Below are 13,617 nucleotides of genomic sequence, written 5' to 3'. Positions count from 1 at the left end.
TGATTGACGGCCACTCCATGGCCTTCCGCGCCTTTTACGCACTGCCCCCGGAGAACTTCGCCACGGACACGGGCCAGCACACCAATGCAGTGCATGGTTTCACCTCGATGCTGCTGACCATGATCCGGCAGCAAAAACCAACCCATGTGGTGGTGGCCTTCGATCTAGACACACCCACTTTCCGTTCCCTGGAGTACACGGAGTACAAGGGCGGACGTAATAAAACTCCTGAGGAGTTCTACGGCCAGATTGATCTCATCATCAAGGTCATGGAAGCCATGAAGATTCCCACCATTTCGGTGGACGGTTTTGAAGCTGATGACATCATCGCCACGCTCTCTACCCAGGGCGAAGCCGCCGGGTGGGACGTGCTGGTGGTCTCCGGTGACCGTGACGCTTTCCAGCTCATCACCGAAAAAGTGCTGGTCCTGTACCCGAAGAAGGGCATCTCCGACATCCCGCCTATGGATGCTGCGGCCGTCGAGGAGAAGTACCTGGTCCCTCCCAACCGTTACTCGGATCTGGCTGCGCTGGTGGGCGAATCCGCGGACAACCTGCCCGGCGTTCCCGGTGTGGGGCCCAAGACTGCAGCCAAATGGCTCAAGCTCTACGGGGACCTGGACGGGATCCTGGAAAACGTTGACTCTATTGGCGGCAAGGTGGGGGAGTCGCTGCGAGCCCATGTGCAGGACGTCAAACGCAACCGCCACTTGAACCACCTGCTGCGTGACATGGACCTGCCCGTGGCCCTGGAACAAACCCTGTTGCAATCCCCGGACCGTGAGGCTGTTGAGGAACTCTTTGACGCACTCCAGTTCAACACCCTGCGCAAGCGACTTTTTGACCTTTTTGGTGAGGAGGAACCGGAGGATGCCGGTGAGGCTCACGAGGTGCCCGAGCATCAGCTTCTCACTGAGGCGGGCCAACTCACCACCTGGCTGAAGGCCGCCCCGGGCCCCGTAGCTGTAGATGTGCTCAGCGAAAAGGCCGGTCTGGCCCACGAGGCCGTCGCGGTAGCGCTGGTACGTGCCGATTCCGCCGTGGTGGTTGAACTGAGCACCGCCGATGAGGCGCTGGAGAACACCCTGGCCACCTGGCTGGCAGCCGATGCGCCGAAGGTGGTGCACGAGTACAAGGAAGCGCTCAAGGCGCTCTCGGTACGCGGGCTGGCCTTGGCAGGGGTCATCGATGACACCTCACTATCTGGCTACCTGATCCAGCCTGACCGGCGCAGCTACGAACTGGCCGAGCTGAGCCAAGTCCACCTGAAGGTCTCCTTCGAAGCGGCAAAAGAGGAATCCGGGCAGCTGGACCTGGGACTGGAGGGTGAGAAAAAATTCACCGACGCCGTCCAGCGCGGCTACGTGGCCCTGCTGTTGAGCGAACATTTCGCCCCCATGCTGGTGGAGCGTGGCGCTGAAGGCCTGCTGCGCGAGCTGGAACTTCCTCTGGCCGCTATTCTGGCCGAGATGGAATTGACGGGCATTGACGTTTCTCAAGAGCGCCTGGCCACGCTGCTTGCCGATTTCACCGCTGCCATGAACGCAGCACAGGAGGCCGCTTTTGCCGCGATTGGGCACGAGGTCAACCTGGGTTCGCCCAAGCAGCTCCAGGAAGTCCTTTTTGAAGAATTGGGGCTGCCCAAGACCAAGAAGATCAAGACCGGCTACACCACCGACGCCGCTTCCTTGAAGATGCTGTTGGAAAAGACCGGGCACGAATTCTTAGCCCAGCTCATGGCCCACCGCGAGGCGTCCAAGCTCAAGCAAATGGTGGAGACTCTGAAGAAATCGGTGGGTCAGGACGGGCGCATCCACACCACTTACGCCCAAAATGTTGCTGCCACGGGACGCTTGTCCTCAAACAACCCCAATTTGCAGAACATCCCCATCCGCACCGAGGAAGGGCGCCGGGTCCGGGACATCTTCGTGGTCAGCGAAGGCTACGAGTGCCTGCTGGCAGCCGACTACTCGCAAATTGAAATGCGCATCATGGCCCACCTCTCAGGGGATGCCGGCCTCATTGAGGCTTATGCCCAGGGCGAGGACCTGCACCGCTACGTTGGCTCGCATGTGTTTGGTGTGGCCCCGGAAGAGGTCACCTCCGCCATGCGTTCCAAGGTCAAGGCCATGTCCTATGGGCTGGCATACGGGCTGACCAGCTTTGGCTTGTCCAAGCAGCTGGAAATCTCCGTCGATGAGGCCCGCACCCTGGTCAAGGACTACTTTGACCGCTTTGGCGGCGTCCGCGACTACCTCCGTGGCGTGGTGGAACAAGCCCGCATTGACGGCTACACCTCCACGATTGAGGGCCGCCGCCGCTACCTGCCCGATCTGGCCAGCACCGACCGCCAACTGCGCGAGTTGGCCGAGCGGGTGGCACTGAACTCACCCATCCAAGGCTCGGCCGCGGACATCATCAAGGAGGCCATGCTCGGCGTGGACAAGGCGCTGACGGAGCAGGGCCTGAAATCGCGGATGCTGTTGCAGGTTCATGATGAATTGATCCTGGAAATTTGGCCCGGGGAGCTTGACACCGTCAAGGCGCTCGTCACAGAACAAATGGGTGCCGCAGCCCAACTGCAGGTGCCGCTGGAAGTCCAGGTGGGCATCGGCGCCAGCTGGAACGACGCCGGACACTAAGCACCGCCTCGCACTTCACTGCACCAACCTTCACTGCACCGACCCTCACTGCACCGCCCCTCACTTCGCCGACCCGGATGGAAGAGCTCATGAGTAACGAACACAGCACCCGCCAGCGGGCCCCGCGGTCCTTCCCCTATGAGCTGCGCACCTTCCCCTGCCGGCTCGTGGACGGAGAGGTGCCGGCGGAGGTCAGTGCCTGGATTCAGGCGGTGGCTTTAGGGTTCCACGGGGACGCTCCCACCCCGGAGCTCGCCAAACGGTATGTTGAATGTGAGCAGGCCGATGAGCGGATGGCTACCGGGGCCTACCTCAAAGACACGGTGGCACCCGCCGGTGCGTGGGGGATCGACTATCCGGTAGCCACCTACGCGTATCACCGAAAGACCCTCAATGTTGGCGGGGGAACGTTGCTTCCGGTCCACCAGATCACTGCTGTGACGGTCCGGCCCAGCCACCGCCGTCGTGGATTATTGCGGGCCATGATGGGATCTGACCTGGCCCAGGCCAAGGCGGCCGGGATCCCGGTGGCGGCCCTGACAGCGTCCGAGGCCACCATCTACGGGCGCTTCGGATTCGGCGTGGCAACCCACGCCAGTGACATTGAGGTCAACGTCAAGGGCGGCCTGGACTTTATTGTGCCCGCGGCAGCCGAACAAGGCCAGGTTGAAATCGCGGATCCGGCCACCGTCCGGGACGTCCACAATGAGGTCTTTGCCAAAGTTCATGCGGGTCGGTACGGATCAATAGGCCGGCATGACATGTACCGGCTCAGTGCCTCGGGTCACGGCAACTACGGGAGCATGGAACCGGTCAAGAACGTTCGGGCGGCGCTCCACTACGACCAGCACGGAGCTGTTGACGGCTACGTGACGTACAAGCCGAGCACTGACAGCTCCCTGGCCACCGTGCAGATTGTGGACCTGCTCGCGGCCAGCGACGGCGCCTACCTGGCCTTGTGGAAGTTCCTGGGCTCACTCGATTTAATTGAGGTGATCACGTGGTCCATGGCTCCAGTAGTGGACCCGCTGGAATGGGCCATGGCAGCCAAGCGGCGGTACAAGCGCACTTCCACGGAGGACCTCTTGTGGCTGCGGATACTGGACACGCCTGCGGCACTGGCTGCGCGTGACTACAGGGCTGACGGCAGCCTGACCATCCACGTGGGCGACCCGCTGGGCCATGCCTCCGGGATCTTCCGGATCGATGTAATCCACGGCAAGGCCACGGTCACCCGCTGCCCGGAGGACGGCTCGGTTCCCTTTGGGCTGAGCATGGGCGTCAGTGAACTCTCCAGCCTGTATTTGGGCGCCGTCAGTGCCCAAACCCTCCACGCAGCAGGCCGGATTCGCGAGGATCTTGCCGGGACGGTAGCCGCCTTTGACGCGCTGTTTTCCGCCAAGGAATCAGCGCATTGCATGACCAATTTTTAGCTTTCTTCACTTGAGCGCACCCTTCCCGCCTACGTGCAGGAAGTCAGCCACGGGCAAGCGGGAAAGGTGCACTCAAACGGCCACTGAGCGTGGTCGGTCCCATGCCGCCAGAGTGCTCAGCCACAGTGTCATGGCGGCGGCTGTGGAATTGACGAACAGCAGGGAAATCAGCACGAGGAGCTGGATCATGCCTGCATCAAGTGGGGCGGCCCCGCCAAGGATCATTCCCACGAAGGCGCCCGGCAGCGTGACCAGCCCGGCCGTGCGGGTCTGGTCAACAGCCGGTAGTACCGCCTCGCCGGCAACAGGCAGGCCCACCATGAAGCGGGCAGTCGGCCAGCGGAATCCCAGAGCCACAGCAGCCTCAGTCTCGCCGTGCCGCAGGTGCAATTCGTCACGGATGCGCCGCCCACTGAGCGTGACCGCGGACATGGCCCCGCCAATCTGCTGACCCAGCACGGCGATGATGGCCAGCGCGTTGAAGGGCAGCACCCCAAAAGCAAACATGAGAGCGGCCATGGGCGCCACGGCTGCCGCCAGGGGAATCGCTGCCTTCCACCACCGCCCCGAAGGGGCAACCCGGTGCCCCGACGTCCAGACCGCCATAACAAACATGAAGGCTACAAAGCTGAAGGACAGCGCCGTGTGCTGTGACAGCCACGCAATGATCAGAGCAACGGCACTCAACTGTGCAAGTGCCCGGGCTCCTGCAGTCACTAGTTGGAAGGGTGAACGGCCCAGAGCCCAACGCCACACTACGGCGGCCAACAGCAACATCACGGCCAGCAAAAACCAGGCATTCGGCCCAAGGACCAGAAGTGTAGAAGCATTCACACACGCCATTATTGCAAGCTGCCGAAAAGTGGCGGATGCGTTTTGCGCTCCCACTCCCGAACAACTAGACTGAGCGGGTATGTAATGAGTGATGTGGTGGCCTTTGCGGTCCTCACTTGCCCAAAATATGCACAGCACTGCGCAGGAACCCCTGCACTCATAATAATATTCGGGTCCGGCAACGGTTACGTCGCGAGTACTATGCGGCGAAGCTACGGATCCGTCGAAACCAACTATCCACATCGGAGCCCCTACTACATGACCATCACGACCCCCGAGAAGACTAGTACCACTCCCGTCGTTGCCATTAACGACATTGGTACTGCTGAAGAATTCCTCGCCGCAGTAGATGCAACCATCAAGTACTTCAACGACGGTGACCTCGTTGAAGGTATCGTTGTCAAGGTTGATCGCGACGAAGTTCTGCTCGACATCGGTTACAAGACCGAAGGTGTCATCCCCTCCCGCGAGCTGTCCATCAAGCACGACGTTGATCCCGGAGACGTAGTCTCCGTTGGCGATCAGGTCGAAGCTTTGGTCCTCACGAAGGAAGATAAAGAAGGCCGACTGATCCTCTCCAAGAAGCGCGCGCAGTACGAGCGTGCCTGGGGCGACATCGAGAAGGTCAAGGAAGAAGACGGTGTCGTTACCGGTACCGTCATCGAGGTGGTCAAGGGTGGTCTTATCCTCGACATCGGCCTGCGCGGCTTCCTGCCTGCATCGCTGGTCGAGATGCGCCGTGTGCGCGACCTGGCTCCCTACATCGGTCAGAAGATCGAAGCCAAGATCATCGAGCTGGACAAGAACCGCAACAACGTTGTTCTGTCCCGCCGTGCCTGGCTCGAGCAGACCCAGTCCGAGGTTCGCTCCACGTTCCTCAACAAGCTGGAAAAGGGCCAGGTTCGTCCCGGCGTTGTTTCCTCCATCGTCAACTTCGGTGCCTTCGTTGACCTCGGCGGCGTAGACGGCCTCGTCCACGTTTCCGAGCTGTCCTGGAAGCACATCGACCACCCGTCTGAGGTTGTCGAAGTTGGCCAGGAAGTCACCGTTGAGGTTCTGGAAGTTGACCTGGACCGCGAGCGTGTATCGCTCTCGCTCAAGGCTACGCAGGAAGATCCCTGGCAGACCTTCGCCCGCACCCACGCCCTCGGGCAGGTTGTTCCGGGTAAGGTCACCAAGCTGGTTCCCTTCGGTGCGTTCGTTCGCGTTGAAGACGGCATCGAAGGCCTGGTTCACATCTCCGAGCTGGCCGTGCGCCACGTTGAGCTGGCCGAGCAGGTTGTCTCCGTTGGCGACGAATTGTTCGTCAAGGTCATCGACATCGATCTGGAACGCCGCCGGATCTCGCTCTCACTCAAGCAGGCCAACGAAGGTGTTGACGTCGACTCCACCGAGTTCGATCCCGCACTCTACGGCATGGTTGCTGAGTACGACGAAGAGGGCAACTACAAGTACCCGGAGGGCTTCGATTCCGAGTCCAACGAGTGGCTTGAAGGCTACGAGAGCCAGCGCGCCGTTTGGGAGCAGCAGTACGCTGATGCCCAGACTCGCTGGGAAGCACACAAGAAGCAGGTTGCCGAGCACGCCGCAGAAGATGCAGCTGCTGATAACGCCGGTGAAGGTGGCGAGTCCGCAGGGACTTCCTACTCCTCCGAGCCTGCTGCAACCGAATCGGGCGCCGGCACTCTGGCTTCCGACGAGGCACTTGCTGCCCTGCGCGAAAAGCTGACCGGAAACTAATTTCCCAGCCTTTCACACAGTAGTTCTGAACGGGTCCTCCACCTTCGGGTGGTGGACCCGTTCTTCTTTTAAAGCTCTGAGTCCACCCAGTCCGTGCCGGTTGTTGCCAACGTGCAGCGCCCCGCACTTAATGCGGCAAGGCGTTCCACAGCAGTGTTGATGATCAGATCATCATCAGCTATGGCCAATCCCACATGGGTGTTGAGGGCGTCATAGTTGTTGCCCGTCATGAGGTAGCCGGCGCTGCGCAGATCATTTTCCAGCCGGCCTGCCGCCGCATGGGGGACGGCTACAGTGAAAAGTTTGAGCCTGTCCCGGCTCACCAAGGGAGCCAACTCCAGGGCTTTGCTGACGGACTCTGAGTACGCCCGCACCAGCCCACCGGCACCCAGGAGAATGCCGCCAAAATAGCGTACGACCACGGCGCACACATCGCTGAGGTCAGCGCTGTGCACCCCATCACCAGCTCGAGTCTCACGTTTCACCAACGCATCCAGCATGGGTGTGCCAGCTGTGCCGGAAGGTTCGCCGTCGTCGTTGGAGCGCTGAAGATCGCGGCCGGGGCCAATGACAAAGGCCGAACAGTGGTGCCGGGCGTCGTAAAACTCCTTGCGCAGTTCGGCCACCAGGGTCCTGGCTGACGGCTCCTCGTCCACTCGGCGCAGCACCGTGATGAAACGGGAACGCTTGATCACGAGTTCATGACGGAAATCGGCTCCGGCGCGAAGGGTTGTGTACGAGTTGGGGCCGGGCGTGGCCCGCGGGGGCCCGGGGCTGGGCTGGACAGTCTGGCTCACCAAATCAGTCTAGTGTGGAGTCATGCTTTCATTGGGACTCACTGGTGGCATTGCCGCCGGAAAATCGCTGCTCTCCGCCCGCTTCCGCGACCTGGGTGCCTTGGTCATTGATGCGGACCAGCTGGCCCGCGAGGTGGTGGCCCCTGACTCGCCTGGCTTGCGCGCCGTCGTCGAACATTTTGGTGCCGGCATGTTGTTGGCCGATGGCGCACTGAACCGTCCGGCCCTGGGCGCCATGGTTTTTTCTGACAAGGCACAACTGGCGGCCCTGAACGCCATCACGCATCCTCTGGTGAGGGAGGCGGCCACCGCACTGAAGACCAGCGCCGGGCCGGGAACCATTGTGGTGCAGGACATTCCGCTGCTCGTGGAGACAGGGCAAGGCCCCGCCTTCCATCTGGTGGTGGTTGCGCAAGCGCCATTGGAGAGCCGTCTGCGGCGAATGATGACTGATCGTGGCATGTCGTACGAAGATGCGATGGCGCGCATTGGTGCCCAGGCCAGCGACGCACAGCGCATGTCAGCGGCCGATGTGGTGATTGTTAACGATGGCACCCGAGAGGATGCTCTTGGCGCAGTGGATGCACTGTGGTTTGACCGGCTAGTGCCGTTTGCTGTGAACCTGGCAGCTGGAATAGCTGCCACAGCGTCCCCAGATGCGTCCACTGTTCACGCCGCAGCAGCGTCGGTGCCCCTTGAGGAGGGCGCAAGGGACAGACTGCTTGCGCGGCTTCACTTGGCATTGGGGGCGAGTGCGGAGATTGTACCGCCCCGTTCGGCACATGGACCAGTGTTTGTCATCGAGACGGCTAGAGGAACTAGCAGGGGGAGTCTGTTGGCTGCTTTGGCTACGGCAGGCTATTTCCCGCTGCCGCAAGGGGGAGGATCAACTCTCTTGGCCTCGGCAGATCCGGGCCAGCACGCCACAATTGAGCTGGCGGCAGCACCCCTCTAACGAAGCAGGGCCCGCACCGTTGGGGTGCGGGCCCTGCTAGTCTGCGGTTCCCCGGAGGGAAAGGCCGAGACTTATTTTTGGCTTAGTAGCCGGCGCAGGAGTATTCCAGTCCGTCAACCACAACGGATTCGGCACCGGTGCTCTGGCACTGGTTGACAACCTGAGTGATCAGGTCCAATCCGCCCACTTCGTTGACGGCGTTCATGGCTGCCACGACAATAACAATGGTCGCAATGATGGAAGCAACAACGGCGAGTCCACCGATGATGACGGCCACCAAGGCCAGAGTGTTACGTCCAAAGCCGGCTTTCTTGGACTTGGAGAGGGCCACGAAGCCCAAGATCATACCGACCAGGCCAAAGCCCACGAACGGCAGGATGATGGCAACAATGGACAGTGTCTTGCCCGGGTCCACAGCGGGTGCGCCGTAGGGGGCAGGCTGCTGGCCGTAAGGTGCGGGAGGCTGCTGGCCGTAAGGTGCAGGGGCCTGGCCGGGCTGGCTGTAGGGTGCCTGGGTCTTTACAGGCTGGCCGTAGGGGTTTTCGGGATTCTCGCTCATGTTTTCCTCTCAGGAAGCTTTCTCAAGCCGGTGGTGTGCAGTGTGATGTCGATGGGTTCCGTGTAGCCCCCGTAAGTGGCTGAAGCAACACCTTCGTGCTTAGTCTCATTTTGTCATGGCATGGCTGACAAGTTGGTGTTGTGTCATGGGGAGTCCTCCCCATTAGCTGCCAGAGGTGAACAACTGGCAGAGGAAGTGCCCCATAGTGCATAGGACGCGGTAGCGTTAACGCCATGAGCCTTGCGCAGGAAATCAACCGGGTCGTTGCACCCTTCGAAGTCATCAGTGAGTTCAAGCCGGCAGGCGATCAGCCTGCAGCCATTAAGGAACTGACCGAACGCATCAACAACGGTGAGAAAGATGTGGTCCTGCTCGGTGCCACCGGAACAGGCAAGTCCGCCACAACGGCGTGGCTCATTGAGCAGGTGCAGCGGCCCACACTGGTCATGGTGCAAAATAAGACCCTGGCAGCACAGCTTGCCAACGAATTTAGGGAGCTGCTGCCTAATAACGCCGTTGAATATTTCGTCTCGTACTACGACTACTACCAGCCGGAGGCGTATGTTCCGCAGTCGGATACCTTCATTGAGAAGGATTCCTCCGTCAATGAAGAGGTAGAGCGGCTACGGCATTCGGCAACAAACGCGCTCTTGACCCGGCGTGATGTGATTGTGGTTGCCACGGTGTCATGCATTTACGGACTCGGCACCCCGGAAGAGTACGTGGCTGGGATGGTCACGCTGCGCCGTGGGGAAACCATGAACCGTGACGATCTGCTGCGCAAGTTTGTGAGCATGCAATACACGCGCAATGACATTGACTTCCACCGCGGCACCTTCCGCGTCCGGGGGGACACCGTAGAAATTATCCCCATGTATGAGGAACAGGCCCTCAGGGTGGAGTTTTTTGGGGACGAGATTGAAAGCATCTACACCCTGCACCCTTTAACAGGGCAAATCATCAGGGAAGAAAACGAGATGTATGTCTTCCCGGCATCTCACTACGTAGCCGGGCCTGACCGCATGGCTCGTGCCGTCAAACAAATTGAGGATGAGCTGGCTGCACGAACTAAAGAACTTGAAAGCCAGAACAAGCTCCTTGAAGCGCAGCGGCTGCGCATGCGCACCACGTATGATCTGGAAATGATGGAGCAGATGGGTTTCTGCAACGGCATTGAAAACTATTCGCGGCACATTGACGGCCGTGATCAGGGCAGCGCCCCGCATTGCTTGATTGACTACTTCCCGGATGACTTTCTGCTGGTCATTGACGAATCCCATGTGACGGTTCCGCAGATCGGGGCCATGTATGAAGGGGACATGTCCCGCAAGCGCACCCTTGTAGACCACGGCTTCAGGTTGCCCTCCGCCATGGATAACAGGCCACTGAAATGGGATGAATTCCAGGAACGCATTGGCCAGACCGTGTACCTCTCGGCCACTCCCGGAAAGTACGAGCTGGGGGTTTCGGACGGCTACGTGCAGCAGATCATCCGCCCCACGGGACTGATTGACCCCCAGATTATTGTGAAGCCGTCTCAGGACCAGATCAATGACTTGCTGGGAGAGATCCGCAAACGTACAGCAAAAAATGAGCGCGTGCTGGTGACCACCTTGACCAAGCGCATGTCCGAGGATCTCACGGACTACCTCTTAGGCAATGGCATCAAGGTCCAGTACCTGCACTCCGATGTTGACACCTTGCGACGGGTGGAACTGCTGCGTGAACTCCGCATGGGCGTTTTTGATGTGTTGGTGGGGATTAACTTGCTGCGTGAGGGCCTTGATTTGCCCGAGGTTTCCCTGGTCAGCATCCTTGACGCGGATAAGGAAGGGTTCTTGCGTTCTTCCACGTCACTGATTCAGACCATTGGGCGTGCAGCCCGTAACGTCTCTGGCGAGGTGCATATGTACGCAGACCGGATCACGGCCTCCATGCAGTTCGCCATTGACGAGACCAACCGGCGCCGAGAAATTCAGGTCAGCTACAACAAATTACACGGTATTGATCCGCAGCCGTTGCGTAAGAAGATTGCCGATATTACCGACCAATTGGCTAGGGAAGACGCGGACACTGCAGCCCTGCTGGAGGAGGCACGTCTCAAGCGTGAAACAGGTGGAAAGGGTGGCAAGAAGAAGGCCTCTGGCAGCACCGCCTCCCGCCCTGCGAAGGAATTGATGGACCTGATCGAGGAACTAACGGCACAGATGCATGGTGCCGCCGCTGATCTCCACTTTGAACTGGCCGCCAGGCTGCGCGATGAGGTAGGGGATCTGAAGAAGGAACTGCGCCAGATGCGTGAAGCCGGCCACGACTAATGGTGCGTGCGCTTGCCCCCGCGGGTCGATGTTGTTGCGACCCGCGGGGGCAGTTGCTGCGCCTGTTTGGTTGGGGAAGTTTAAACGGGGTTAAAAGGTTTGATAACTGACGAAGGTTTTGAACTCTTAACATTCTCTGACTTGCAGCAATAGATTTCATTGCTAATTCTGCGAAAATCTTTGACTGGCTGTTTCGTCAAGAAGTTACGGTTCGAATTCCGCAGCTGCTCAGCGGTTGGATTGGTTGCTGTCCTCGCAGTTTATGCTTGGCCACCTCATCTCCGAGAGTCTGACCGGGGCTGAGTTGCGTTGATCATGGTGCACCCGAGCGAACAGTTCGAGATTGTCATACGGTCATGTCAATCAGGTTGCCCTTCAGGCAATGTTGGACAGAACTGGTTGAGGGTCTAAGAATGGCTGGACACAAAGTTCAGATGGGCGGTTACGTGCGGGTTAGTGCCACCGATCAAAATGAGGCATGGCGGCTTGATGCACTCGGCGCGGTGGACAGGCTGTTCTGTGAGAAGGCCAACGGTAAGAACACGGATGTACGGTTGCAGCTTCAAGAGTTACTCAGTTATGTCCGTGACGGGGATACGGTTCGGGCTCACGGTCCTGGCTGCGATTGCGCGGTTGGAGCGCAAGACCGTCCGTGGGAGTCAGTCCGAGTGGTCAAACACGTGCGCGCCGGGATCCTCGTGACCGATCTTCGCCCAACCGGGATCCAGCCATCGCTGGAGCTTTTTGAGGACCCGCACGAGGAACACCATATTGGACAACTCCTGGAAGATGTCACCAAAAAAATGTGGACGCGGCAGTATCGGAGTCGGTACCTGAGGTTTTTGAAGGCGGCCCGGACTGGTCCATGAAGCGTGAGAAGTTCTCGCGCAGAAACACCAGGCACTGAGATGAACTACAGACTGACAAAGCCTCGTGAGCTGACGGGTTCGACCAGTTCGGGTCCGCTACCTGTCAGCTGACACGATTCGGTTTCCCAAGATCAAAAAGTCCTTAGCCCCGGGATCGTTGCAAACCAAGTCCTGCCATCTTCACAAGATGACGTTTTCTCGGCGATGCTTGGATGCGGCACCAGCCCACACGCACAGACTAACGAAAGTTGCGCCTGTGTGAAACCAGTCGCAGCTTCGATTTTCGTCTCTTGGTCGGCGCAATTCTCGACAGTTGCAGCTTTCCGTCTTGCATTTTATGGACGCCGAGACCTAGACATCGGCTGTCCCATCCCACCGGAATCTAGACCTTCTAGCGGTATCTGGCCGGCACGGTGGACCACCAAGGTGACGTCGTCGGGCAATTCAGCATCGCTGGTTCCACCGCTGCCGCAGCGCCCCGCATGCCGTCACCTATGAAGATGGCATGGTTGGCATATACCCCGGCGGTATCCAGGGCTGCGGCGATAATGTCGGGTGTAGGTCTCCCCCTATCCGCATCGGAGAAACTCGCGGCGGCGAAGAACGGGTCATCGGCGTCTAGAGTCTGGCGCAACAGCTGCTATTTTCTCCTTAGAGGAGGAAGCCAAGACTAAATCCAAACCGGGTCGGCACATTTCATCAGCAGTTCCGTGGAGCTTTGGAAAGCAAACAGCGCTGGCGAGGGGTGATGACGTGCCTTGGCGTGGAGCGGTTTCTGACTTTTGACTATAGGCGCTCCGGCCCGATGACCCAGCGGGCGATGGGCAGCGATCAAAGAACTCACCAAGTTAACTCACACAGTTTCATTGTTTTTTCCTTGAAGAGGAAGGTGGCGTTGGGAGGTACTGGCCAGCAGTTCGGCTGTGGCTAAGAGAACGGCGGCAGCGGCGTCAGCCAAGGCTGCCTTGCGTCTTCGAGCGTCGGTGAGCGCCAGAATCAGCATGGTGGATGCATGTATCAGGTCCACGACAGCCCCAGTTCGATGGAGGCAGGCTGAGCGGGGTGCGAGGAAGATGACTGCCGCTTGCAACAAATGCCTGCCACCGAGAACGCGCACAAATATTGTGGCCCTGCCGTCAATCCGGTGTCGGAGGATTTTTGCTGCGATGAAGTTTGGTTTAAGGGCTTGGCACAAACCGTAACCTGCCCGCAGCGCCTCAAGATACATCAGAGCCGTGCCTTTCGCAGCACTCTGCTCATGTGCTGACAATCGTCGTCGTCCGCTTATTCCACTGCTCATGCCATCGGCAGTAGCGAGTTTAGGCATTCCTGACATGCTCACGTCGATTTCCTTTCGTCATGCTTTTCTCTGCGGAATCCGCAAGATTAATCGTGATTTTACGCCATATAGCTTTGACAAACTCTTGCGGGCAAGGCTCTGTAATCGTAAGCTCGACAGCCGCATTGCAG

Annotated in this window: 11 protein-coding genes; 6 read left to right on the top strand and 5 right to left on the bottom strand. The window is 59.3% G+C overall.

Annotation, left to right across the window (positions count from 1 at the left end):
• The first annotated feature begins 17 nt into the window (after nucleotides 1-17).
• Both polA and ABIB48_RS03190 read left to right on the top strand, forming a co-directional pair.
• Complete coding sequence (gene polA / locus ABIB48_RS03195) at nucleotides 18-2,642, top strand: DNA polymerase I (RefSeq protein WP_502914097.1); 2,625 nt, start codon at nucleotides 18-20, stop codon at nucleotides 2,640-2,642.
• Between the two features lie 89 nt (nucleotides 2,643-2,731).
• A complete protein-coding gene (locus ABIB48_RS03190; RefSeq protein WP_354211951.1) occupies nucleotides 2,732-4,075 on the top strand; it encodes a GNAT family N-acetyltransferase in 1,344 nt (447 codons plus the stop codon).
• Between the two features lie 72 nt (nucleotides 4,076-4,147).
• Here the strand turns inward: ABIB48_RS03190 and ABIB48_RS03185 are convergent, their stop codons facing one another.
• Nucleotides 4,148-4,909, bottom strand: coding sequence for an ABC transporter permease (locus ABIB48_RS03185; protein WP_354211949.1), 762 nt, complete (start codon nucleotides 4,907-4,909; stop codon nucleotides 4,148-4,150).
• A 258-nt stretch (nucleotides 4,910-5,167) separates the two neighbouring features.
• Between ABIB48_RS03185 and rpsA the strand changes: the two genes are divergently transcribed.
• Complete coding sequence (rpsA, locus tag ABIB48_RS03180) at nucleotides 5,168-6,649, top strand: 30S ribosomal protein S1 (RefSeq protein ID WP_110106486.1); 1,482 nt, start codon at nucleotides 5,168-5,170, stop codon at nucleotides 6,647-6,649.
• A gap of 68 nt (nucleotides 6,650-6,717) precedes the next feature.
• Here rpsA and ABIB48_RS03175 read toward each other — a convergent pair whose 3' ends face one another.
• Nucleotides 6,718-7,446: an IMPACT family protein gene (locus tag ABIB48_RS03175; RefSeq protein WP_354211947.1), complete on the bottom strand. Its 729-nt coding sequence runs from the start codon at nucleotides 7,444-7,446 to the stop codon at nucleotides 6,718-6,720.
• A gap of 22 nt (nucleotides 7,447-7,468) precedes the next feature.
• Here ABIB48_RS03175 and coaE point away from each other — a divergent pair, with 22 nt between their 5' ends.
• Nucleotides 7,469-8,401, top strand: coding sequence for a dephospho-CoA kinase (gene coaE / locus ABIB48_RS03170; RefSeq protein ID WP_354211945.1), 933 nt, complete (start codon nucleotides 7,469-7,471; stop codon nucleotides 8,399-8,401).
• 82 nt (nucleotides 8,402-8,483) lie between these two features.
• On the opposite strand, the gene ABIB48_RS03165 is transcribed toward coaE, so the two are convergent.
• On the bottom strand, nucleotides 8,484-8,960 hold the full coding sequence (locus ABIB48_RS03165) for a DUF4190 domain-containing protein (protein ID WP_354211943.1): 477 nt from the start codon (nucleotides 8,958-8,960) through the stop codon (nucleotides 8,484-8,486).
• Nucleotides 8,961-9,193: 233 nt separating this feature from the next.
• Between ABIB48_RS03165 and uvrB the strand changes: the two genes are divergently transcribed.
• Complete coding sequence (gene uvrB / locus ABIB48_RS03160) at nucleotides 9,194-11,278, top strand: excinuclease ABC subunit UvrB (RefSeq protein WP_110106491.1); 2,085 nt, start codon at nucleotides 9,194-9,196, stop codon at nucleotides 11,276-11,278.
• A 413-nt stretch (nucleotides 11,279-11,691) separates the two neighbouring features.
• The gene (locus ABIB48_RS03155) at nucleotides 11,692-12,147 is read left to right on the top strand and encodes a recombinase family protein (RefSeq protein ID WP_354211940.1); all 456 of its coding nucleotides are present in this window, start codon (nucleotides 11,692-11,694) and stop codon (nucleotides 12,145-12,147) included.
• Nucleotides 12,148-12,538: 391 nt separating this feature from the next.
• On the opposite strand, the gene ABIB48_RS03150 is transcribed toward ABIB48_RS03155, so the two are convergent.
• Nucleotides 12,539-12,781, bottom strand: coding sequence for an HAD family hydrolase (locus ABIB48_RS03150; RefSeq protein WP_354211938.1), 243 nt, complete (start codon nucleotides 12,779-12,781; stop codon nucleotides 12,539-12,541).
• A gap of 219 nt (nucleotides 12,782-13,000) precedes the next feature.
• Complete coding sequence (locus tag ABIB48_RS03145; RefSeq protein WP_354211937.1) at nucleotides 13,001-13,489, bottom strand: hypothetical protein; 489 nt, start codon at nucleotides 13,487-13,489, stop codon at nucleotides 13,001-13,003.
• Between the last annotated feature and the right edge of the window lie 128 nt (nucleotides 13,490-13,617).

It is taken from the genome of Arthrobacter sp. UYCu511 (assembly GCF_040547105.1).
GTDB lineage: Bacteria > Actinomycetota > Actinomycetes > Actinomycetales > Micrococcaceae > Specibacter > Specibacter psychrochitiniphilus.
This window is presented reverse-complemented; position numbering and strand designations above follow the sequence as displayed.